The sequence below is a fragment of the Nocardiopsis sp. LDBS0036 genome (assembly GCF_041228755.1).
Taxonomy (GTDB): domain Bacteria; phylum Actinomycetota; class Actinomycetes; order Streptosporangiales; family Streptosporangiaceae; genus Nocardiopsis; species Nocardiopsis dassonvillei.
In genome coordinates this window covers 2,199,767-2,222,122 of sequence record NZ_CP141103.1, presented here as the reverse complement: position 1 = coordinate 2,222,122, position 22,356 = coordinate 2,199,767, and the positions used below count along the sequence as shown (strand labels likewise).

The window sequence follows — 22,356 nt, the reverse complement described above, 5'->3', positions numbered from 1 at the left end:
CCCCGCAGCGGGGGCGCGGGGGCCGTCCGTTCCTCGGGCCGCCGCGCGGGCTACTCCTGGGCGGCGGTCGGGTCCGCGGCGTCCGCGTCCCCGCCACCGCGCCTGTCCCTGCGCGCCGCCCGCTTCTCCTCGCGGCGGGTCCGCCGCTCCGCCTTGCGCCGCTCGCGCTCGGTCCGCCTGCGGTCCTTGTCGCTGGCGTGCTGCTCGCGTTTGGCCTCCTTGGCCTCCGCCTCCAGCTCGGCCTTGACCGACTGCGCGTAGCGGTCCACGTACTCCTGACCGGACAGCTCCATCAACGCGTACATGATCTCGTCGGTGACGGCCCGCAGCACGCGCGGGTCCTTCTCCATGCCGTGGTAGCGGGAGAAGTCCAGCGGCTTGCCGAACTTGACCTTGGGGCGCACGCCCAGCTTGGGCACCGTGCGGCCGGGGGGCATGATCTTCTCCAGGTTGATCATCGCCATCGGCACCACCGGGGCCTTGGCCTCCAGCGCCAGCCGCGCCACACCCGTCCGGCCGCGGTAGAGCTTGCCGTCGGGGGAGCGGGTGCCCTCGGGGTAGATGCCCAGGAGGTCGCCGCGCTTGAGCACCCTCAGGCCCGTGCGCAGCGCCGCCTCACTGGCCTTGCCGCCCGAGCGGTCGATGGGGATCTGCCCCACGCCGGTGAAGAACGCCCGGCTCAGCAGCCCCTTGACGCCCGTGCCGGTGAAGTACTCGGCCTTGGCCAGGAAGGTGATCTTGCGCGGCAGCGGCAGCGGACCGAAGAAGTGGTCGGAGAAGGACAGGTGGTTGCTGACCATGATCGCCGGACCGCGGCGCGGCACGTTCTCCACACCCTCGGCGCGCGGCTGCCACAGTACGGCCAGGACCGGCCCCAGGATCGCCTTGACCACCCAGTAGAACATCGCTCAGATCACCCCTGCACACGCGGGGAGCACTGGGCAGGGTCTGCCACGATTCACCGTCCCGCTCTGCCGACATTGTCAGGAGGGCTCGCACCCGGAGAGTGGGGGAGGAGCCGCCGCCTGACGTGCGCCATCCTCCCACCGTGTGAGCGCGAGTGCCAAAGCGCCCCCGAACGGGCCGTCGGCCCGACGCAGAAGAGGATACTCAGTCGGCCCGCGTGGCGGGTGCCTGCCTCCGGTCGCCGGGGACGGGAACGTTAGTGTGCACTCATGGCGAACGGACCGCCGAACGGTTAGCCTCACGGCAGGAGCCAGGGTTTCCCGTGCCTCCGCTCCGGTCGCCGCAGACCCCCGTCCTCCGCGCACCGCACGATTCCTGGAGCCGCTCCGTGAGACCGACCGACGCCCCTCCCCTGATCCCGGGCGCTGAGCCGTTCAGTCACCGCGGGTCGGACACGGGCGTCCTGCTCTGCCACGGTTTCACCGGCTCCCCGTACTCGATGCGACCCTGGGCCGAGCACCTGGCCGCCGCCGGACTCAGCGTCGAGGCGCCCCTGCTGCCCGGGCACGGCACGGTCTGGCACGACATGAACCTCACCACCAGCGACGACTGGCTCGCCGAGGTCGAACGGGCCCTGTTGGACCTGGCCTCGCGCTGCGGGGAGGTGTTCGTCATGGGGCTGTCCATGGGCGGCGCCCTCAGCCTGCGCCTGGCCCAGAGGCACCCGGGCCTCGTGCGCGGGGTCGTGCTCGTCAACCCCTCCCTGGCGGTGGAGGACCGACGCCTGCCCGTCATCGCCCCCGTCCGCCGCCTGGTCTCGCGGATCATGCCCTCCACGCCCGGTCTGGGCTGCGACGTCTCCAAGGACGACACCACCGAGGGCGGGTACGACCGCGTCCCCACCGCGGCCGCGGCGACACTCCCGAAGCTGTGGCGCGAGGTTCAGGAGGGCATGTCCGGTTTGCGAGCGCCGATCCTGGCCTACCGAAGCACCCAGGACCACGTCGTCGGACCGCGCAGTCTGCGTATCCTCGCTAGGAGAGCGGTCAACACCGGGCTGACGATCCACCTGCTCCACGACAGCTACCACGTGGCGACCCTCGACCATGACGCCGCCGTCGTCTTCGACGGGAGCCTCGCCTTCGTGCGAGAGCACAGTAGAAGCGGGGAAGGAGCCGACCGATGACGCAACGTCGGGGAAACGGCCTGCTCGCCGACGCCTACGTTCCGCTGATCCTGCTCGCGCCCTCGCACGCCGACCTCATGCTGGAGGCGCTCCGGCGCAGCGGCATCGCCGCCTACGCCGTGCCCCTGGACGAGGACGTCCTGGAGCCCGAGGGCAGCCAGGCCGACGACCCGCCCACCGACCACCTGTACGTGGACGCCGAGGAGCGGGCCGCGGCCGAGAGGGTCCTGGGCGCCGAGCTGCCCGACCTGGACGGGCGGCCCGGGACGGCCCCCGACCTGCTGGCGTCACGCGGCGAACCCCGCTCCGACGCCGACGCCGAGGAGGGCGGGGAGGCCGCCGCGCACGAGTCCCCCGACGCGACGGTCGGCGGCGACCTGCTGGACGGCCCGCCCGCCAACGTCGACCCCGACGCCGCGCCCGCCCGGCCCGCGGACGAGGACGAGGTCTGGAACGACCTGGTCGCCCGCTTCTACGACGACGCAGACACCCGGGGGCAGCGCCGCCGCGCCGCCTGGCCCGACGCCGAGAACCTCAGCGCCCCGGGAGGGGACGCCTCCTCCGGCGGCGACCTCCTGGCCGGAGGGACCGCCGGCGCCGGGGACGGGGAGGAGCGCGAGACGGCGGAGGAGGAGGCCCGGCGCCGGGCCGAGGCCGACCTGGAGGGCCACTACGAGCCCCCGCCACCGCCGCCCCTGCTCCAGGGCGACCGGGTGGGCATCGCCGCCTGGCTGTGCCTGCTGGGCGCGCCGGTACTGGTGTTCGGGGCCGCGTTCGTCGGCGTCTCCCTGCCCAACTGGCTGATGTTCGCCGCGGTGCTGGCCTTCCTGGTCAGCTTCGTCGTGCTCATCCTGCGCATGACCGACTCCCGCCCGCCCGGAGACGGCGGGCCCGACAACGGGGCGGTGGTCTGACCCCTGGGCTTCGACTTCCCCCTCTGGCGCGCCTTCGCCGTCTTCCGCGCAGCGTCCCTGGTCTACGCCCTGTTCCTCCTCGTCCAGCACCACGAGCACCTGACCCGGCCCTGGCTGGCCTGGACGGTGCTGGCGGTCATGGTCGTGTGGACGGCGTTCACCACCCGCGCCTACGCCCGCCCGCACCTGCGCGACTGGCGCGTGCTCACCGCCGACCTCGCGGTGGCCTTCGCGTGCCTGTTCGCCACCGCCCTGGCGGCCACGCCGTTCTACCTCACCCAGGCCCCGCCGCTGAGCGGCTACTGGTTCGCGGGCACCGCGCTGGCGGCCAGCGTCATCTGGGGCGGGCGCGCCGCCGCGGCCGTCGCCGTGCTCTACGGTCTCGCCGACCTCACCCTGCGCACGGTCATGGACGCCGCCGTGACCGCCGCGACCGCCCGCGGCGTGGTCCTGCTGCTCCTGGCCGGCCTGGCGGTCGGATACATGTCCTGGATGTCGGAGCGGGCCGAACGGCGGTTCGCGCAGGCGGTCGCGCTGGAGGCGCGCACCCGCGAGCGCGAGCAGCTGGCCCGCTCGATCCACGACTCGGTGCTCCAGGTGCTGTCCCTGGTGAGCAGGCGCGGCGCCGAGGCCGGGGGAGAGGCCGCCGAACTGGGCCGGATGGCCGGTGAGCAGGAGGCGCGCCTGCGCGCGCTGGTCGCGATCGGATCGTCGGAGGACGCCTCCGGCGGGACGGACGGGATGAACGGGACCGGCGGGGCGGCGCCGCCTCCCGCGGGGCGCACTGCCGCGGCAGGAACCGGGGACGCGGTGGACCTGCGCGAGCCGCTGCGCCGCGCCGAGTCGGCCCGCGTGTCGGTGTCCGCGCCCGCCACGCCCGTCGTCCTGCCCGCGCACACCGCCGCCGAACTCGCCGCCGCCGTGCTCGCCGCCCTGGACAACGTGGAGCGGCACTGCCCCGAGGGCACGCGCGCCTGGGTGCTGGTGGAGGACGAGGACGACGCGGTGACCGTGTCCGTGCGCGACGAGGGCCCCGGCATCGAGCCCGGCCGCCTGGAGCGGGCCCGCTCCGAGGGCCGCATCGGCGTGGCCCAGTCCGTGCGGGGCCGTGTGCGCGACCTGGGCGGCACCGTCGAGTACGTGTCGGTCCCCGGCCAGGGCACCGAGGTGGAGATGCGGGTCCCGCGCCGCTGAGGGCCCCGCACGGCTCACCGCCGCGGAGCCCGGCCCGGTCCCCGCTCCTCCTCCTGGTGGGAGAACCGCTGCTCCCGCCACGGGTCGCCCCGGTTGTGGTAGCCGCGCTCCTCCCAGAAACCGCGGCGGTCCGCGGTCATGTACTCCACCGCGCGCAGCCACTTCACGCTCTTCCACCCGTACAGGTGCGGCACCACCAGGCGCAGCGGCGCGCCGTGGTCGGGGGCCAGGGGCTCTCCGTCGCGGTGGGTCGCCAGCAGCACCCCCTCCGCCAGGAAGTCGTCCATGCGCAGGTTCGCGCCGTACCCGTACTCGCCCCACGCCATCACGTGCGTGGCCTCCGGCGCGGGCGGGGCCGCCGCCACCAGGTCCGTGGCGAGCACCCCGCGCCAGGGCACGTCCGGGACGCTGAACCGCATCACGCAGTGGAAGTCGCTCACCGAGTCCGTGCGCGGCAGCCGCGCGAACTCCTCCCACGTCCAGCGGTACGCCCCCAGGTCCTCGGTCGCCCCCGTGACCCGCAGGTCCCACCGCTGCGGGCGGAAGGCGGGCACCGGTCCGTAGTGCAGCGGCTTGTGCTCGTGGCGCACCGCCTGCCCGGGAGGCATCCGGGGCCGGGCCCCGCCCGTATCGGCCTCGTCCGTTCCCTCGGACACTTCCGTCCCCCTGCTCGTCTTGGGCTCCCGCGGCGCGCCCGGCCGGCTGGCCGGCACGAACGCCTTCCCCGTGGGGAGAACGTGCGTGCGGCCATCCTGTCAGGCGCCGACGAGAGACAGGTCACTCACCCCGGGTGTGCGGACACGCGGCGACCGTGCGCTATAGTTCCAGCCATGCAGCGGAACTTCTGGCGCTTTTATGGCTACCGGCCCGACACCCCGGTCGCCTGTAGAGCGCTGCGCTGACACAGACGACTTGAGCCCCGGGCCGGTAGAGCCCGGGGCTTTTCTCGTTCCGGGCGCCGGTCGGCTCGTCCACCCAACCGACAAGCAGCTAGGGACAACGCACATGGTCATCGTGATGGCGCCGGACGCCACCCCCGAGAACATCGACGATCTGGTCGAGCTGGTCTCCTCCGCCGGAGGCGAGGCCTACGTGACGCGCGGGGTGAGCCGCACGATCATCGGCCTCGTCGGTGACGTCGAGCGCTTCCAGGACCTGGGCCTGGCCGCCAAGCCGGGCGTCAGCGACGTCCTGCGCATCTCCGTCCCCTACAAGCTCGTCAGCCGCGAGAACCACGACAGCCGCACGGTCGTCAGCGTGCGCGGAGTGCCGATCGGCGGCGACAACGTCACCGTCATCGCCGGTCCCTGCGCCGTCGAGACCCCCGAGCAGACCCTGGCCGCGGCCCGGATGGCGCTGGAGGCGGGGGCGTCCCTGCTGCGCGGCGGCGCCTACAAGCCCCGCACCTCCCCCTACGCCTTCCAGGGCCTGGGCGAGGAGGGCCTGAGGATCCTCGCCGACGTGCGCGAGGAGACCGGCCTTCCCATCGTCACCGAGGTCGTGGACGCCGCCGACGTGGAGCTGGTCGCCTCCTACGCGGACATGCTCCAGGTCGGCACCCGCAACATGCAGAACTTCGCCCTCCTCCAGGCGGTGGGGGACGCGGGCAAACCGGTCCTGCTCAAGCGCGGCATGAGCGCCACCATCGAGGAGTGGCTGATGGCCGCCGAGTACATCGCCCAGCGCGGCAACCTCGACATCGTCCTGTGCGAGCGCGGCATCCGCACCTTCGAGAAGGCCACCCGCAACACCCTGGACATCAGCGCGGTCCCGGTCGCCCAGAACCTGTCCCACCTGCCGGTGATCGTCGACCCGTCCCACTCGGGCGGCAAGCGCGAGCTGGTGCTGCCGCTCTCGCGCGCGGCCGTGGCGGTCGGCGCGGACGGCGTCATCGTCGACGTGCACCCCCACCCGGAGAACGCCCTGTGCGACGGCCCGCAGGCCCTCCTGCACGAGGACCTGGCCGAGCTGCGCGACCTGGCGGGCACCCTGGCCGCCCTGACCGGCCGCACCCTGACCCCGGCGCCGGGCCGCGAACTGGCCGGTCTGTGAGACCGCGGGGCTGAACACGACGGCGCCCCGGCCCCGCCCCGCGTGCGGGGAGCGGCCGGGGCGCCGTCGTCGCGCGCTAGGCGGTGGCGGCCACCGACGCGGAGGCGGGCGCCACGCGCTTGGGCGCGGCGTCGCCCAGGAAGCTGGGCTTGTGCACCTGCGCGGTGGTGACCAGGTGCTCGGCCAGCTCCTCGGCGTCCAGGCGCTTCTCGATCTGGCGCAGGTCCGGGATCTTGGCCGCGGTCTCCACCTGGCGCGGGGTCAGCATGGTGCAGCAGTCCTCGTCGGGCAGCTCCGAGATGGACAGGGTCCCGATCCGGCGGGCGTGGTCCATGATCTCGGTCTTGTCCATGCCGATGAGCGGACGCAGGATCGGCAGGTCCACCGCGTCGTCCAGGGCGGTCAGGTTGGTCATGGTCTGGCTGGACACCTGGCCCAGCGCGTCCCCCGTGACCAGGCACTCCGCGCCCAGGTCGTCGGCCAGGGCCTCCGCGGTCTTGAGCATGAGGCGGCGCTGGGCGACGATCTGGAGCCGCTCGATCCCCGAGCTCTTCAGCTGCTGCTGGGCCTTGCCGAAGGGGATGACGAACAGCCGCGAGCCCACCTGGTAGCGGTCGAGCTGGCGGACGAGGCTGTAGGCCTTGTAGATCGACTCCGGGCCGGTGAACGGCATGCCGGAGAAGTGCAGGAAGTCGACCTTGAGCCCGCGCCGGATCATCCGGTGCGCGGCGACGGGTGAGTCGATCCCGCCCGACATCAGCACCAGGCCGCGGCCGCTCATCCCGGCGGGCAGGCCGCCCTGGCCGGGCACGCCGTCGGTGAACACGAACGCCTCGTCCTTGTCCACCTCGACGAACAGGGTGTTGTCGGGGCGCTTGAGGTTGACCTTGTAGCCGTGCGCCTCGATGATCTTCGAGCCCAGGTACCCGGCCAGCTCCGACGAGGTCATCTCGAAGCGCTTGTCGCGGCGCCGGGCGCGCACGGCGAAGGTGCCCTCGCGGCCCTGCATGACGCGCACGCCGATGTCGGTGACGGCGTCCAGGTCCTTGGGCACGCGGCGGACCAGGTGCACCCAGACCACACCCATGACGTTGGCCATGCGGTCGGCGATCTCGGCGACCTCCAGGTCGGAGGCGTCGGGCTTGCGCACGATGATGACGCCCGCGCCGCGCTGGGAGAGGCGGACCTCGCCCAGGTCGCGCACGGAGGCGCGGATGTTGTTGTGCAGCCGCCGCTCGAACAGCTTGCGGTTGGAGCCCTTGAGGACGATCTCGCCGAGCTTCATGAGCACGCAGAGCTCGCCGAGCCCGGCGTCGGACCCGGCCAGGGCTGCGGGGAGCGGCGCGGACTCAAGCGACGCGGACATGGTGCTACCTCCGGTGGATACCTTCGTGTCCCGGTGTGAGGTGGGAGTGGCGGTGACGGGGCCGGGAGCGTCCATCGCCATCCTCCAGTATCGAACATCCCGTCCACCGCTCCGTCCGTTTTCGGACGGGACGGGAGGGAGGCGGCGGGCACACAGGACCGACCGGGACGCGGCGCGCCCCCTCCCTGGGAGCTGGGAGGGGGCGCGGACCGTTCCGGAGGGGGCCGGCGCGCGTGGCCGGCGGCCGGTCCTTCCGGGGGAGCCCCGGGACAATCCGGTTCCCGGGGCGCCGGGTCGCGGGGCGTGCCTAGCCGAAGAAGACCTCGGCCTCCTCGTAGCGCGAGGAGGGCACCGTCTTGAGGGTGTCGGTGGCCTCGGCCAGGTTCACGCGGACGATGTCCGTGCCCTGGAGGCCGACCATCTTGCCGAAGGCCTTGTCGTGCACGGCCTCGATGGCGTTCACGCCCAGACGGGTGGCCAGCACGCGGTCGAACGCGGTCGGCGTGCCGCCGCGCTGCACGTGGCCCAGGACCACCGAGCGGGCCTCCTTGCCGGTGCGCTGCTCGATCTCGTCGGCCAGCCGCTGGCCGATGCCGCCCAGGCGCACGTGGCCGAAGGAGTCGGTCTCCCCGGTGGCCAGCTCCATCTGGCCCTCCTTGGGGTGCGCGCCCTCGGCGACCACGATGATCGGCGCGTACTGGGTCTCGAAGCGGCTCTCGACGTGCTTGACGACCTCGTCGATGTCGAAGGGCCGCTCGGGGATGAGGATGACGTTGGCGCCCGCGGCCATGCCCGAGTGCAGCGCGATCCATCCGGCGTGGCGGCCCATGACCTCCACCACCAGCGCGCGGTGGTGCGACTCGGCGGTGGTGTGCAGGCGGTCGATCGCCTCCATCGCGATGTTCACGGCCGTGTCGAAACCGAAGGTGTAGTCGGTCGCGTTGAGGTCGTTGTCGATGGTCTTGGGCACGCCGACGACGTTGACGCCGCGGTCGTGCAGCTGGCGGGCCACGCCGAGGGTGTCCTCGCCGCCGATGGCGACCAGGGCGTCGACGCCCAGCCCGGCCATGTTGTCCTTGACCCGTTCGACACCGCCCTCGATCTTCATGAGGTTGGTGCGCGAGGAGCCCAGGATCGTGCCGCCCCGGGGCAGGATGCCGCGCACGGCGGTCACGTCCAGCGGCATGGTGTCGCCCTCCAGCGGGCCGCGCCAGCCGTCCCGGAAGCCGATGAACTCGTAGCCGTAGTCCTTGATGCCCTTGCGGACCACTGCGCGGATGACCGCGTTCAGACCAGGGCAGTCCCCACCGCCGGTCAGCACCCCGACTCGCATACGGATTCTCCTCGACGTTGTGTGTTTTACGACGCATGGCGCCATATGGTCTAGACCATAGTGGGAGCGGTGATCCGGGGCCAACCCGGGGAGGAGAATACGCGGTGAACGCGCCCGGCGCGTACGGGGCAGAGGGCGCGGACCGCGCGAAACGGACCCGCGGGAGGGCGCGTCAGTCGTCCAGGCCCCGGTCGATGGCGTAGCGCACCAGCTCCACCCTGTTGTGCAGGTGCAGCTTGGTGAGGGTGTTCTGCACGTGGTTCTGCACGGTGCGGTGGGAGATGCCCAGCCGCTGCGCGATCTGCTTGTAGGCCAGTCCCTTGGCGACCAGGCGCAGCACCTCGGTCTCGCGGGGGGTCAGCTCGGGAGCCTCCGGCTCCCGGGAGCGGTCCGCCGACGAGAGCCTGCGGTACTCGCCCAGCACCAGCCCGGCCAGGCCCGGGGTGTACACGGCCTCGCCCGCGTGTACCCGGCGCACAGCGTCCAGCAGTTCCTCCCGCCCCGCCGACTTGACCAGGTAGCCGGTGGCCCCGGCCTTCACCGCGGCCAGGACGTCGTCGCTGGCGCCGCTCGCCGACAGCACCAGCACCCGCGGCGGCGGGGACAGCGCCACCAGGCCGGCGGTCAGCTCGACCCCGCTCATGTCGGGCAGGTGCAGGTCCACGACGGCCAGGGTGGGACGCGCGGCCGGGGCGATGCGCAGCGCCTTGGCGCCGTCGCCCGCGGTGCCCACGACCTCGATACCGGCCTCGCCGAGATCGCGCGCGACCGCGTCGCGCCACATGGGGTGGTCGTCCACCACCAGTACCCGGATCGCCTCGCTCGCCATGCGGGTGACCCTATCCCGGGCGGGCGGCACCCACGACACGGACCGACGGCCGGGGCGGCGGAGTGGGCGGGGCCGCGCCGGGGGACGGCGTCCACGGCGGCTGGCCGTGCCCCCCCGCGCCGGGTCGGCCGCACACGGCGAGGGGGCGGGACCGATCCGGTCCCGCCCCCCGCTTCCGACTCAGGCCACGCGCCCGGGCCGGTCAGTCGTCATCGTCGTCGCCGCGGCCGTTACCGTTGCCGTTACCGAAGTCGCCCAGGTCGATGCCGCCCGGAGTCGCGGTGATCGTGATCTCCGTGTCCTCGGGCGCCCTGCCGGTGTGCGACTGGTGCGCCACCTCGCGGCCGCCGAAGACGCGCTCGACCTTGACCTTGAAACCGGCCTCCTCCAGCGCCTCACGCGCGTCGTTGACCCGCATGCCGACCACGTCGGGGATGTCCACGCCGGGCGGACCGGTGGAGACGGTCAGGGTGACGGTGCCGCCGGAGCCGATGCTGGAGCCGCTGTCGGGGCTCTGCTGGATGACCTTGCCCTCCTCGACGTCCGCGCTCTCCTCCTCGACCACCTCGACGGACAGGCCCTCGCCCTCCAGCATCTGGCGGGCGGTGTCCAGGTCCTCGCCGACCACCGCGGGCACCGGGATGCCCCGGCTGACGGTGAGGGTGACCGGCTCCTCCCGGTCGGCCTCCGCGCCCGCCTCGGGGGAGGTGGAGACCACCGCGCCGGGCTCGACCTCGGTGGAGCTCACGTCCTCCTGGACGATGTTGTCCGGAGCGAAGCCCAGGTCCTCCAGCTCCTTGAGCGCGTTGGCGGCGTCCATCTCGACCAGGTCGGGCATCTCCACCGTCTGCGGGCCCTTGGACAGGTACACGGTGACCACGTCGTCGGGGGACAGGCGGGCGCCCACCTCGGGGTCGGTCTCGCCGACCGTGCCCGGCTCGGCGTCGCTGTAGACGGACTCGGAGGACAGGTCGTAGCGCAGGCCCTCGTCGCGGATGATCTGGCTCGCGGCCTCGGGGTCGCGGCCCACCACGTCGGGGACGTTCTCGTACTGGCCGACCAGGAACCACCAGCCCGCGCCGAGCAGGACGAGCGCCAGGACCGCCGCGCCGATCCCGATCAGCAGGTTGCGGCGGCGCCGGTCGTCGGGGCCGTCCCGGTAGTCGTCGTACCCGTCGTCGCCGTACCCGTCCTTGTCGCGGTCGTAGTCGTCGTAGCGGCCGTCGTCGAGGCCGGCGGAGGCCATGTCCACGACCATGGTCGCGTTCTCGGTGCCGGGACCGGCGCCCCCGGCGATGAGCTGGGGCGCGGTCACCGAGGCCGTGGTCGCCGCCGCCGGGGCGACGGGCGTCAGCGGGGCCTGGTCGGCGGCGGAGGCGGGGGGAGTCGCGGGCAGGCCGTTGAGCACCGCCAGGACCTTGGCCAGGTACTGGCCCGCGTTGCTGGGACGGTACCTGGGGTCGCGCTCGGTGGCCTTGGTGACCAGCGCGTCGACCTCCGCGGGCAGGCCGGGCAGGAAGTGCGAGGGGCGCGGGACGTCCTCGTTGACGTGCTGGTAGGCGATCGCGATGGGCGTCTCGCCGGTGTGCGGCTGGCTGCCGGTGAGCAGCTCGTAGAGCATGATGCCCGCCGCGTACACGTCGCTGCGGGCGTCGGCGACGCCCTTCTCGATCTGCTCGGGGGCCAGGTAGGCCGCCGTGCCCATGAGGGTGCCCGTGCGGGTCAGCCCCTGGTTGGACTGCTCCACGGCGCGCGCCAGGCCGAAGTCGGCGACCTTGACCCGGCCGTCCTCGGTGATGAGGACGTTCTCGGGCTTGACGTCGCGGTGCACCATGCCCGCCTGGTGGGCGGCGCCGAGCGCGGCCAGCACCGGGGCCATGGCGTTCAGGGCGTCGTGGGCGCCGAGCCTGCCCCGGGACTTGAGCAGGTCGCGCAGGGTGCGTCCGGGTACGTACTCCATGGCCAGGAACACGTGCCCCTGGTCCTCACCCTGGTCGAAGACCTGCACGACGTTGGGGTGGGAGAGCTTGGCGACGGAGTGCGCCTCGTTGATGAAGCGCTGCACGAAGGTCGGGTCCTGGGCCAGCGAAGGGTGCATCACCTTCAGGGCCAGCCGTCGGTCCAACCTCAGGTCGTGGGCGACGTAGACGGTCGCCATCCCGCCTCCGGCGATCCTGGACTCCACGAAGTAACGTCGGTCCAGGGTGGCGCCTACGAGCGGGTCGGAAGTCGTCATGTCCACGGCGGAGTAGTGTCCTTGCTGCGGGGAGCGCGGGCTGTCGCGGCCGGTGGCGCGTACCCGACACCGGGTGTCGAACCGACACGATAGCGGAAGCCCACGCCAGGTCTGCCCCGCGGTTCGCGGTCGCGCCGTCCCGTTCGGGTGCCGGTGGGGCCGGTGGGACATCCGGGGAGGCCTGCTCGGTCTCCCCGGAGGACGGGTCCCGGCCCCGGCCGGGGCTCCCCCGGGCCCGGCGGTGTGTGCTCCGCCGGTCGTCGGGTCGCCCCGTCCCCGGTGAGGCCCGCTCCGTGGGCGGTGGGGACGCTCGCGCCTGGGTGGTCGTGGTGTGCGGGATGCGCCCTTGTCGGACCGCACACTCGTTCCACGGTAGAGGACGCCGCCAAACTCCCCAGGTGGGACGCACCAATCGGGGGGCGGGACGCGGGGCCGGGTGGCCTAACTCACGGACGGCGAGGATGCCTGGGCGTAGCGCCGCACGGGGATGCGGCCCGCCAGGCGCGCGCCGCGGCCCGCGCGTACGGCGTCGCGCATCGCGGCGGCCATGCGCACCGGGTCCTGGGCGCGGGTCACGGCCGTGGCCAGCAGGACCGCGTCGCATCCCAGCTCCATGGCCAGGGCGGCGTCGCTGGCGGTGCCGATCCCCGCGTCCACGATGACGGGCACACCGGCCTGCTCGACGATCAGCTCCAGGTTGTGCGGGTTGCGGATGCCCAGCCCCGAGCCGATCGGGGCGGCCAGGGGCATCACCGCGGCGCAGCCCACCTGCTCCAGGCGCCGGGCCAGCACGGGGTCGTCGTTGGTGTAGGGCAGCACGGTGAAGCCCTCGTCCACCAGTTGTTCGGCGGCCTCCAGCAGCTCGACGGGGTCGGGCAGCAGCGTGTGCTCGTCCGCCACCACCTCCAGCTTGACCCAGTCGGTCTCCAGCGCCTCGCGGCCCAGGCGGGCGGTGCGCACCGCGTCCACGGCGGTGAAGCATCCGGCGGTGTTGGGCAGCGCCCGGATCTTGTTGCGGGTCAGGACGTCCCACACCGACCCCCGGGTGCCGGGGGAGACCCGGCGCATCGCCACCGTGGTCAGCTCGGTTCCGGAGGCGATCAGGGCCTCCTCCAGGACCTCCAGGGAGGGCGCTCCGCCGGTTCCGGTGATCAGCCGGGACCCGAAGGAGGTTCCCGCGATCACGAGGTCGTCGTTCATGCTCAGCCTCCCTGCACCGCGGTGAGGACGTCCACGCGGTCGCCCTGGTTGAGCGGGCTCGCGGCCCACGCGGTCCGGCGCACCACCTCGTCGTTGACGGCCACGGCGACACCGCCGGGGGCCTCGGCGCCGGTCAGGTCGCGCACGACCGCTTCCACGGTCGTGTCGTCGGCGAACTCGCGGCGGTCGCCGTTGATGATCAGTTCCACTGCTACTACCTACTTGCGCGTCGTGCCGTGAAACGGCGGGCGTACTCGGGCAGGTCTCCGTCGGTCAGGGCCCGGGCCATGGCCTCCCCGGTCACCGGGGTCAGCAGGACCCCGTGCCGGAAGTGCCCGGCGGCCAGGTGCAGTCCCGGGACCCGTGTGGGCCCCAGGAGGGGCTCGTTGTCGGGCGAGCCGGGGCGCAGCCCGACGCAGGTCTCGGTGACCTCCAGCTCGCTCACCCCGGGGACGAGTTCGCGCGCGTCCCGCAGCACCTGCCAGAGCCCCCCGACGGTGAGCGAGGTGTCGTGGCCCAGCTCCTCCTGGGTGGCGCCGATGACGACCTCGCCGTCGGCGCGCGGCACCAGGTAGGTCGGGAAGCCCCGGACCAGGCCGCGGACGGTCCGGCTGACGAGCGGCGGCTCGCCCTCGGGCACCCGGGCGCGCAGCAGCTGTCCCTTGACCGGGCGCAGCGGCGGGACGACGGGTTCGGGGACCACGACGCCGTTGCCCCAGCAGCCCGCGGCCAGCACCACCTGGTGCGCGGGCAGGGTCCGCCCCGCCTCGGCCTCCCCGGCCAGGCGCACGCCCAGCCGGGAGCCCCCGGGGCCGGGGGAGAGGACCTCCCCGACCCGCCCGCGGACCTCGGTGACGCCCGCGCGTGCGCCCGCGGCGGTCAGGGCGCGCAGCAGCCGCCGCGGATCCACGGAGTGGTCGTCGGGGGCCAGGACGCCGCCGCGCACGGACGGGGCGAGCATGGGCTCCAGACGGCGGCACTCGCGTCCGGTGAGGCGCTCGGCGGCGATGCCCAGCCTCCGCTGGAGCGCGTGCAGTTCGGTGAGGACGGCCAGGTCGTCGCGGTCGAAGGCGACCAGCAGCGTGCCGGTGGCGCGGTGTCCCACGTCCAGGCCGCTGGCCTCCTCCAGTTCGGCGACGAAGTCCGCGTACATGCGGGCCGAGCGGATGCCCAGCTCCATGAGGGGCTCCTCGCCGAACGCGGCCTCGGTGGCGGGGGTCAGCATGCCCGCGGCCACGGTGGAGGCGGCGCGGGCGGGGTCGGACTCGACCAGGGTGACGCTCAGTCCGCGTTGGGCGGCGCGCCAGGCGGTGACCCGGCCGACCAGGCCGCCGCCGACCACGACGACGCGGTCGCGGTGGGGATCGTTGGAGGTGCGCACGGCTGTGGCTTCCACTCCCTTCGCCGGCATGATCCGGATCAGGTTCGTGCGGTCGGAGGCTCACAGCCTCCCTCTCAGCCGGGTCCCACCCGGCTCCCGCGGGATGTAGGGGTCTGTCCCCATTCTAGGACCCGTGGCCGACGCGCGCCGTGCCGGGGGGAAGGAGGTGCGCGGATGTGGCAGATTGGTGGTGTGACACAACGCGACATCGACACGCTCATCGGCGACTGGCTGACCCTCAAGGAGGCCGCCGCTCCGCTGGGCGTGAGCCCGAACCGGATCAAGACGCTGATCCGCGAGAACCGCATGATGGGTGTGGTCCGCGACGGCGAACTCTCCATTCCCGCCGCCTTCATCGACGGCGACGACCTGGTCAAGGGTCTGCCGGGGACGCTGCTGCTGCTCACCGACGCGGGCTTCTCCTCCGAGGAGGCCCTGCGCTGGCTGTTCACCCCCGACGACTCCCTGCCTGGCACGCCGATCCAGGCCATGCGCGAGAACCGGGGCACCGAGGTGCGCCGCCGGGCCCAGAGCCTGGCCTTCTGACCCGCGGGGAAGGGGGGAGGGGCGCGCCGCCGCGTCCCTCGCCCTTGGGTCCGAACGCGCCAGGGCCTAGGGTGGACCGTGTGAGGACCAGCCACGGAACCAGCCTGCGCAAGCGCCTGGACGCATCGCTTCTGTACCTGTGCACCGACGCCCGGACCGGTCGGGGCGACCTGGCCGAGTTCGCCGACGCGGCCCTGGCCGGGGGAGTGGACATCATCCAGCTCCGGGACAAGGGCCTGGAGGCACGCGAGGAGATCGCGGCCCTGGAGGTGATGAAGGAGGCGTGCGAGCGGTACGGCGCCCTGCTCGCGGTCAACGACCGCGCCGACATCGCCCGCGCCGTGCGCGCCGACGTCCTCCACCTGGGTCAGCGGGACCTGCCCGTGCCCATGGCCCGCGACATCATCGGCGCCGACCCCGTGATCGGCCGCTCCAACAACGACGTCGCCGCCGCGGCCGCCTCCGCCGAGGAGCCGGGCAGCGACTACTTCTGCGTCGGACCGACCTGGGCGACCCCCACCAAGCCGGGCCGCCCGGCCGCCGGGCTGGAGCTGGTGGAGGAGGCGGCCGCGCTGGGCACCGACCGCCCCTGGTTCGCCATCGGCGGGATCGACGTCGACAACATCGACCGCGTGCTGGACGCCGGGGCCCGCCGGGTCGTGGTCGTGCGCGCGATCACGGAAGCGGAGGACCCCCGGGCCGCCGCCGCCGCTCTGCGCCAGCGCCTGGCGGCCCGCGCCGCCCGGCCCTAGGGGATCAGCAGGGCCTTACCGAGCACCGCGCGCCCCTCCAGTGCGGCGTGCGCCTCGGCGGCCCGCTCCAGCGGCAGGGCCAGCCCCACGTGCGGCGTGATCCTGCCCATGCGGGCCATCTCCAGCACCATCCGCAGGGCGTCCTGCCGGTCGCCGTCGGCCTGCTTGAGGTCGAACAGGCCCAGGACCTCGATCCCGCGGCGCCCGGCCTCCTCGGTGTCCACCTCCGTGAAGCTCCCGCCCGCGGAGCCGTAGCCGACGAACCGGCCGCCGTCGGCCAGGGTCCCGAAGGCCGCCGCGCCCAGCGCGCCCCCGGCGCCGTCCAGGACCACGTCGACCCCGGCGCCGCCGGTCAGCGCGCGCACCCGCTCCGGCCAGTCCGGCTCGGAGTAGTCCACGGTCTCCTGCGCGCCCAGTTCGCGGACCAGGGCCAGCTTGGCCCCGCCCCTGGCCGCGCCGATGACCCGGGCCCCGGCCCTGCGGGCCAGCTGGACGGCCAGGGTGCCCGCCCCTCCGGCGGCCGCGGCGACCAGGACCGTGGTGCTGGGTCCGAAGCCCGCCGCCCGCTCCAGCGCCAGCGCGGTCGGCCCGTCGTGCAGCAGGGCCAGCGCCGCCCGGGGGTCCACCTCCTCGGGCACCCTGACCAGTGCCGACTCCGGGACCACGGCCCGTTCGGCGTAGCCGTCCACGGGCAGGGTGGGCCTTTCCGGCGTCCCGTCCGCGTGCCCGGTGTCGGCGACCACCGCGGCCCCCTCCCATCCCGGGTCCACGCCCGGGCCGATCCGGACCACCCGCCCGGCCACGCCCGCGCCGGGGACGTAGGGGGGAGTCACGGGGAAGTAGTCCAGCCCCCAGCCGCCGCGGACCAGGGTGTCCAGGTACATCACGTTCGCCGCGGCGACCTCCACCAGCGCCTGGCCCGGTCCCACCTCGGGCTCGGGCAGGTCCCGGACCACCAGGACCTCCGGGCCGCCGAACTCCTCGACCTGTACCGCTCGCATGCCGTTCTCCCTCGGTGCGCACCGCCTGCTTCCGACACCGCCCAGCCTCTTACCTCAATATTTGTTGAGGTCAAGGGCCGGGCGCCGGAGAGATCCACGGCACAGGGGGCGCCCCGCACGGGGCGCGGCGCGCGGGACGGGGGCCGAGGTCAGACCGCGACGTGCGACAGCGCGCTGGGATGGCGCCGCAGGAAGCCCTCGATGGACTGGGCGGGATGACCGGTCAGGTCGGGGACGGCGGGCGAGACCACGTCGAGCTCACCGGCGGCGATCGCGGCGTAGGAGGTCACCCAGCCCTCGACCGCCCAGTCGGGGGCGCCGCCGCTGCGGCGCGACTCCAGCGCCTCCTCCAGGGTCTGGGGCACGTAGCGCACCGAGCGCCCGGTGAGCACGCCCAGTCTCTCCGCCGTCGCGCCCAGGGACAACGCCTCCGGGCCGGTGACGTCGTGGCTGGTGTCGTGCGAGGCGCGCGCGGCCACGGGGTCGGTCAGCACGGCCGCGGCCACGTCCGCCACGTCGTCGCGCGAGACCCACGCGATCCGGCCGTCACCGGCCGGGCCCCGCACCACGCCCCCGTCGTCCACCCAGTCGGGCAGCAGGTCCAGGTACAGGCTTGGTCTGAGGAAGGTGTACCGCACCCCCGTGGACCGGATGTGCGCCTCGGTGAAGAAGTGCGTGCGCGCGAACGTGAAGGTGGACGCCGGGCCCGCGCGCAGGAAGGACAGGTAGACGATCCAGGACACCCCCGCCTTGACCGCCGCGTCCACCGCGCTCACGTGGACGTCGATCCGGTCCTCGGACTCGGTGGCCGAGACCAGGAACAGCGTGTCCACCCCCCGGCAGGCCCGCTCGAAGCCCGTGGAGTCCTCGTAGGCCGCCATCGCCGCGCTGCTGCCGGGGTACTCGGGGGCGCGGTTGATGTCGCGTACGATGAGCCGCTGGGGCCTGCCCAGCCGCGCGATCCGCGCGGCGACCCGCCCGCCCAGCGCCCCGGTCGCCCCCGTGACCCCTATGGTGTGGTTTGTCGTGTGATCGTCGCCCATGACACCCCATCCTGCGTTACGAGGGCGTGCCGGACGCTGAGCGGCACGCGCCTTTTTGCGCCGCGGGGCCGGGCGCGGTCGGCGTCCCGGGGCGCCGAGGTCAGGGCGCGGGACGCTCTCCGTCCGCCGGTCCCCGTGCCCGTCCGCGCCCGACCGTGCGAACCGACGCGCTGCCGGGCTCCTCCGACTCCCGAGCGCCCCGCGCGACCGGGCGGCGGTAGGCCAGGCGGCGCAGCAGCACCTCGGCCGGTCCGCGCCTGCCCGCGCGCTCCAGGGCGTAGGACGCCGCCACCGTCACCAGCCACACGCCCACCGCGAACAGGGCCATCGACCACGAGGCGAGTTCGCCGCCCAGTCCCAGGCCCCAGGCCGCCAGGAGGGGCGCGCACAGCACCGACTGGGCCAGGTAGGCCGACAGCGAGCGCTTGCCGGTCGCCGACAGCGCGCCGACCACCGCGCCCGGTGCGCGACCGCGCCCCTGGATCCGGTGCGCCGCCAGCGCGATCAGCGCCACGTAGCCCAGGCCGCAGGCCAGCCCGGTTACCATGTGCGGCATGGTGAGCATGGCCGCCTGCGCGGGGGACAGCTCCCAGACCCCGATCTGGGTCAGGGCCAGGGGCAGCCCGCCCAGCCAGCCCACGCCGATGCCCAGGGCCGCGGTCCAGCGCAGCAGGCCCAGGTGCCCGCCCGGCTCCTCCAGGATCCGGCGGCGCGCGGCCCAGTAGCCGAGCAGGATCGCCGCGGGCACGACCATGCCCAGCAGCCCCTGGCCCAGCGTGACCAGCGGCCAGTCCAGGACGCGGGCCAGCGCGGCGCCCAGGATCGAGGTGTCGCCGATGTTGTCGGCCATCAGGTCCGTGCTGAACGCGGCCGAGGAGGAGTAGGAGGTCTCCGCGGGCATGGAGGCCAGACCCAGCAGGCTGAACGCCGCCAGCAGGGCGGCCAGCCCGGTGAACACGCCCGACCACACCAGCAGCGTGGCGTTCCTGCGCCGCAGGAACAGCCAGCCCAGGAGCAGCCCTGCCAGGCCGTAGGCGCCCAGGACGTCGCCCATCCACAGCAGCAGGGCGTGGACGAAACCGAACGCGAGCAGCCACAGGTTGCGGCGGCGCAGCAGCGCGTTCACCTCCCGCGCGGAGGAGCCCGCCGCCTCCTGGCGCCGGGCCAGCTGCACCATGCCGTACCCGAACAGGAAGGCGAACATCGGATAGCTGCGCATGTCCACCGCCGTGACGATGACGAACTGCGCGATCCGGTCCAGTACGCCGCCCGGCTCGGGGTGGACGCCGCCCCCGCTGGACGGGAGCGCCCACAGGTACCAGGCCGTGTTGGCGAGCGCGATGAACAGCAGCATGAACCCGCGCGCCAGGTCCGGTGCGAGGGCTCTCTCCCCCGCGCCGACCGGACCGCGGGAAACGGTGTGCCCAGACATGGGAGACCCCCAGGTTTCGCGATATGTCGTGTTAGCGATTCAACCGGAGCGGGCAGGCGGACACAACAGGCCCCGGTGGGCGCGAACCCGGGAAAGTCCCCTAGGTAAGGACCCTCAGAAGGAGCGCGAGGTGGCGGCCACGACCAGCTGGCGCAGCGGCTCGCGGGCGGACGCGTCCAGCTCGGGGCTCTCCAGGGCCGCGACGGCCCGGTCGGCGTACTCCGCGATCATCTCCTCGCACGCGGCCAGCGCGCCCGAGCCCTCGATCAGGGAGCACATCCACTCCACCGAGGCCACCGACAGGTCCGGCGCCCCCAGCAGCGAGCGGAACCGCTCGGCGTCGGCCGCCCCGGCGCGCGCCAGGGTCTCGGCCACGACCAGCGTCCGCTTGCCCTCGCGCAGGTCGTCCCCGGCGGGCTTGCCGGTGGTGGACGGGTCGCCGAACACGCCCAGCACGTCGTCGCGCAGCTGGAAGGCGATCCCCAGCGGGATGCCGTAGTCGGTGTAGACCCCGGCCAGCTCCCCGTGGCGGCCCGCCAGGGCCGCGCCCAGGTGCAGCGGGCGCTCCACCGTGTACTTGGCGGACTTGTAGCGCATCACGCGCAGCGCCGCCTCGCGTGTGCCGGTGCCCCGCACCTGTTCCAGGGTGTCCAGGTACTGCCCGGCCATGACCTCGGTGCGCATCGCGTCGAACGGGGGCCGCCCCCGGCCCAGCACCTCCGTCGGGAAGCCGCTGGCCTGGTACATCTCATCCGACCAGGCCAGGCACAGGTCGCCGATGAGGATGGCCGCGCCCTGCCCGAAGCCCTCGCTGTCGCCGCTCCACCCCTGGTCGGCGTGCAGCTTGGCCAGCCGCTTGTGCGTGGCGGGCAGGCCGCGCCGGGTGTCGCTGTTGTCGATCACGTCGTCGTGGACGAGCGCGCACGCCTGGAGGAACTCCAGGGAGGCCGCCGCCCGCACCACCCGCTCGTCCTCGGCCGCGCCGCCCGCGCCCCGCCAGCCCCAGTAGCAGAAGGTCGGCCGCAGGCGCTTGCCGCCGGAGATCATCGCCTCCAGCGCGTCCATGGCCGGTGCCAGCTCCTCCCCGATCTCCAGCAGCTGGGCCCGGTGGCCGGCGCAGAACGAGGTCAGTTCGCGGTCCACACCGGAGCGGACCGCGAAGACGGCGGAGGCGGACGGGGAAGAGGAAGGCACCATGACCCGCAGGTTATCGGCTGCCGGGCGCTGTCCGGTCCCGCTCCGCCCGATCGGGGCGCCTCCAGCCGTCCGCCGACACGGACGGCACCGTCACCGGCACCGCCCGCGCGGACGCGCGGGTCACCGAGGCGGGGCTGGGCCGAGCCGCGTCCCCGCACGTCGCGCCGCTCGGGAGCGGCGTTCGGGAGTGGCGTGCGCCACGGGTCTCACAGGATGGGACGGGGCCTCCGCCGCGGGGGCGTCTGACCTAAGCTGGTGCGCATGCTGGCTGCACCGACACTCCCTGTGGCGCCCCGAGGCCCGGCCCCCAGGCCGCGTCATATCCGCGAACTCCTCGACGCGGGCGAGCCGATGTTCTCCTTCGAGTTCTTCCCGCCCCGTACGCCCCAGGCGCAGGAGCGCCTGTGGCGCGCGATCAGGGAGATCGAGGCCCTCGGCCCCGCCTTCGTCTCGGTCACCTACGGCGCGGGCGGCAGCACGCGCGGGCTGACCGTGGAGACCACCGAGCGCATCGCGACCGACACCACACTGCTGCCGGTCGCGCACATGACCCTGGTCGACCACTCCGTCGCCGAGCTGCGCCACCTCGTCGGCCGCCTCGCCGACGCGGGCGTGTCCAACATGCTCGCCGTGCGGGGGGACCCGCCCGGCGACCCGGACGGGGAGTGGGTCCGCCACCCCCAGGGGCTGACCTACGCCGAGGAGCTGGTGCGCCTGATCAAGGACAGCGGCGACTTCTGCGTGGGCGTGGCCGCCTTCCCCTACAAGCACCCGCGCTCGGCCGACGTCGAGACCGACACCGACCACTTCGTGCGCAAGTGCGAGGCGGGCGCCGACTACGCCATCACCCAGATGTTCTTCGACCCCGAGGACTACCTGCGCCTGCGCGACCGGGTGGCCGCGCGGGGCTGCGAGGTGCCGATCATCCCCGAGGTCTTCCCGGTGGTGCGCACCTCGTTCATCCCGCGCTCGGAGCAGCTCTCCGGCGCTCCCTTCCCGGCCGACCTGGCCGAGAAGTTCGCCTCCTTCGGCGACGACGACGAGTCCGTGCGGGCCTTCGGCATCGAACACGCCCAGCGCATGTGCGAGCGGCTGCTGGCCGAGGGCGCGCCGGGCATCCACTTCATCACCTCGAACCGGTCCACGGCCACCAGGCAGATCTACCGGGAGATCTCCGGTCACCGGAGCCCGTCAGGGGGAGCCGGGCGGCCATGATCGAGAAGGGCTGACCGGGGCTGCCGGGGAAGCGGAAGTCCTCCAGCACCTCGGTGAACCCGCACGAGCGGTACAGGTGGCGCGCCGCGGAGGGTCCCGAACGCGTGGACAGCACCGCGGTGCGCTCCGGCCTGCCCCGGCACAGGGCGTGGAGCAGGGCGCGGCCCACGCCCCGGTTCTGCGCGTCCGGGTGGACGTGCACCTCGGCGACCTCCAGCGCGTCGGACAGGCAGCGGCGCGCCTGGCGGATCCCCGGGCCCGCGCGCAGCCCCTCCGCCACCGTGTCGTGCCACCACTGGCCGCCGTGCCCGTGGAAGCCGTAGGCGAAGCCGACCGGGAGGCCGCCGCGCACGGCCACCACCGCGCGAAAGCCCGGGTTGCGGGCGTGGCCCCTCATGACGGAGGCGCGCCCGGGCAACTGCTCCGGGGGCGGCCGCATGGCGGCCTCGTACACCTGGAGCAGCGCGGGGACGGCGTGCGTGAAGGCGGGTGGGGCCAGCTCGCGCAACTCGGTATCGGCTACCACGGGCCAAGGGTAGTTCCCCGGCCCCGCCGAGTCCCGGGATTCGCGCG

At 73.8% G+C, this 22,356-nt stretch carries 21 protein-coding genes and 1 riboswitch; of the genes, 7 read left to right on the top strand and 14 right to left on the bottom strand.

All coding sequences use genetic code 11. The features are described 5' to 3' along the window. Positions 1-50 precede the first annotated feature (50 nt). Positions 51-905, bottom strand: coding sequence for a 1-acyl-sn-glycerol-3-phosphate acyltransferase (locus tag UIS43_RS09260; protein ID WP_013154144.1), 855 nt, complete (start codon positions 903-905; stop codon positions 51-53). A 389-nt stretch (positions 906-1,294) separates the two neighbouring features. Between UIS43_RS09260 and UIS43_RS09255 the strand changes: the two genes are divergently transcribed. The 3 genes from UIS43_RS09255 to macS are packed head-to-tail and all read left to right on the top strand — an operon-like array spanning position 1,295 to position 4,200. Continuing rightward, complete coding sequence (locus UIS43_RS09255; protein ID WP_013154143.1) at positions 1,295-2,092, top strand: carboxylesterase; 798 nt, start codon at positions 1,295-1,297, stop codon at positions 2,090-2,092. Beyond that, on the top strand, positions 2,089-3,006 hold the full coding sequence (locus UIS43_RS09250) for a hypothetical protein (RefSeq protein ID WP_013154142.1): 918 nt from the start codon (positions 2,089-2,091) through the stop codon (positions 3,004-3,006). Before UIS43_RS09255 ends, UIS43_RS09250 begins: the two co-directional genes overlap by 4 nt. Positions 3,007-3,009: 3 nt before the next feature. Continuing rightward, complete coding sequence (gene macS / locus UIS43_RS09245) at positions 3,010-4,200, top strand: MacS family sensor histidine kinase (protein ID WP_255418245.1); 1,191 nt, start codon at positions 3,010-3,012, stop codon at positions 4,198-4,200. A 14-nt stretch (positions 4,201-4,214) separates the two neighbouring features. Here macS and UIS43_RS09240 read toward each other — a convergent pair whose 3' ends face one another. Continuing rightward, positions 4,215-4,808 (bottom strand): molybdopterin-dependent oxidoreductase, encoded by a 594-nt coding sequence (locus tag UIS43_RS09240; RefSeq protein WP_049800377.1) that lies wholly within the window; start codon positions 4,806-4,808, stop codon positions 4,215-4,217. Between the two features lie 397 nt (positions 4,809-5,205). Between UIS43_RS09240 and aroF the strand changes: the two genes are divergently transcribed. After that, positions 5,206-6,252: a 3-deoxy-7-phosphoheptulonate synthase gene (aroF, locus tag UIS43_RS09235; RefSeq protein WP_019610786.1), complete on the top strand. Its 1,047-nt coding sequence runs from the start codon at positions 5,206-5,208 to the stop codon at positions 6,250-6,252. A gap of 76 nt (positions 6,253-6,328) precedes the next feature. Here aroF and thiI read toward each other — a convergent pair whose 3' ends face one another. The 7 genes from thiI to thiO form a co-directional block, all read right to left on the bottom strand. Next, entirely contained in the window at positions 6,329-7,618 is a 1,290-nt protein-coding gene (gene thiI / locus UIS43_RS09230) for a tRNA uracil 4-sulfurtransferase ThiI (protein WP_013154138.1), read from the bottom strand. Between the two features lie 307 nt (positions 7,619-7,925). Beyond that, positions 7,926-8,951, bottom strand: coding sequence for a 6-phosphofructokinase (locus UIS43_RS09225; RefSeq protein WP_013154137.1), 1,026 nt, complete (start codon positions 8,949-8,951; stop codon positions 7,926-7,928). Between the two features lie 172 nt (positions 8,952-9,123). Further along, the gene (locus UIS43_RS09220; RefSeq protein ID WP_013154136.1) at positions 9,124-9,780 is read right to left on the bottom strand and encodes a response regulator transcription factor; all 657 of its coding nucleotides are present in this window, start codon (positions 9,778-9,780) and stop codon (positions 9,124-9,126) included. Between the two features lie 202 nt (positions 9,781-9,982). Next, positions 9,983-12,022: a Stk1 family PASTA domain-containing Ser/Thr kinase gene (pknB, locus tag UIS43_RS09215; RefSeq protein ID WP_370012958.1), complete on the bottom strand. Its 2,040-nt coding sequence runs from the start codon at positions 12,020-12,022 to the stop codon at positions 9,983-9,985. A gap of 435 nt (positions 12,023-12,457) precedes the next feature. Continuing rightward, a complete protein-coding gene (locus UIS43_RS09210) occupies positions 12,458-13,216 on the bottom strand; it encodes a thiazole synthase (protein WP_019610783.1) in 759 nt (252 codons plus the stop codon). A 2-nt stretch (positions 13,217-13,218) separates the two neighbouring features. Continuing rightward, the gene (thiS, locus tag UIS43_RS09205) at positions 13,219-13,425 is read right to left on the bottom strand and encodes a sulfur carrier protein ThiS (protein WP_013154133.1); all 207 of its coding nucleotides are present in this window, start codon (positions 13,423-13,425) and stop codon (positions 13,219-13,221) included. A 5-nt stretch (positions 13,426-13,430) separates the two neighbouring features. Next, positions 13,431-14,627, bottom strand: a complete 1,197-nt coding sequence (thiO, locus tag UIS43_RS09200) for a glycine oxidase ThiO (RefSeq protein WP_156910848.1) — start codon at positions 14,625-14,627, stop codon at positions 13,431-13,433. Continuing rightward, positions 14,596-14,707: riboswitch (TPP riboswitch) on the bottom strand. It overlaps the preceding gene by 32 nt. A gap of 82 nt (positions 14,708-14,789) precedes the next feature. Here thiO and UIS43_RS09195 point away from each other — a divergent pair. Then, positions 14,790-15,143 (top strand): Rv2175c family DNA-binding protein, encoded by a 354-nt coding sequence (locus UIS43_RS09195; RefSeq protein WP_019610781.1) that lies wholly within the window; start codon positions 14,790-14,792, stop codon positions 15,141-15,143. Between the two features lie 80 nt (positions 15,144-15,223). Beyond that, positions 15,224-15,895: a thiamine phosphate synthase gene (thiE, locus tag UIS43_RS09190; RefSeq protein ID WP_041552795.1), complete on the top strand. Its 672-nt coding sequence runs from the start codon at positions 15,224-15,226 to the stop codon at positions 15,893-15,895. On the opposite strand, the gene UIS43_RS09185 is transcribed toward thiE, so the two are convergent. The 4 genes from UIS43_RS09185 to UIS43_RS09170 all read right to left on the bottom strand — a co-directional run bounded on the left by UIS43_RS09185 (position 15,892) and on the right by UIS43_RS09170 (position 20,568). Next, positions 15,892-16,896 carry a zinc-binding dehydrogenase gene (locus UIS43_RS09185; protein WP_013154129.1) on the bottom strand — a complete coding sequence of 335 codons (1,005 nt, stop codon included), beginning with the start codon at positions 16,894-16,896 and terminating at the stop codon, positions 15,892-15,894. The two genes, thiE and UIS43_RS09185, sit on opposite strands and share 4 nt — an antisense overlap. A gap of 149 nt (positions 16,897-17,045) precedes the next feature. Then, complete coding sequence (locus tag UIS43_RS09180) at positions 17,046-17,939, bottom strand: SDR family oxidoreductase (protein ID WP_013154128.1); 894 nt, start codon at positions 17,937-17,939, stop codon at positions 17,046-17,048. Positions 17,940-18,039: 100 nt separating this feature from the next. Then, positions 18,040-19,371 (bottom strand): DUF418 domain-containing protein, encoded by a 1,332-nt coding sequence (locus UIS43_RS09175; protein ID WP_370012956.1) that lies wholly within the window; start codon positions 19,369-19,371, stop codon positions 18,040-18,042. 114 nt (positions 19,372-19,485) lie between these two features. Continuing rightward, positions 19,486-20,568 (bottom strand): polyprenyl synthetase family protein, encoded by a 1,083-nt coding sequence (locus UIS43_RS09170; RefSeq protein ID WP_370012955.1) that lies wholly within the window; start codon positions 20,566-20,568, stop codon positions 19,486-19,488. A gap of 285 nt (positions 20,569-20,853) precedes the next feature. On the opposite strand from UIS43_RS09170, the gene metF reads away from it, so the two are divergent. Next, positions 20,854-21,783 (top strand): methylenetetrahydrofolate reductase [NAD(P)H], encoded by a 930-nt coding sequence (gene metF, locus UIS43_RS09165; RefSeq protein WP_013154125.1) that lies wholly within the window; start codon positions 20,854-20,856, stop codon positions 21,781-21,783. On the opposite strand, the gene UIS43_RS09160 is transcribed toward metF, so the two are convergent. Next, complete coding sequence (locus UIS43_RS09160; RefSeq protein ID WP_013154124.1) at positions 21,695-22,309, bottom strand: GNAT family N-acetyltransferase; 615 nt, start codon at positions 22,307-22,309, stop codon at positions 21,695-21,697. The two genes, metF and UIS43_RS09160, sit on opposite strands and share 89 nt — an antisense overlap. Positions 22,310-22,356: the final 47 nt, after the last annotated feature.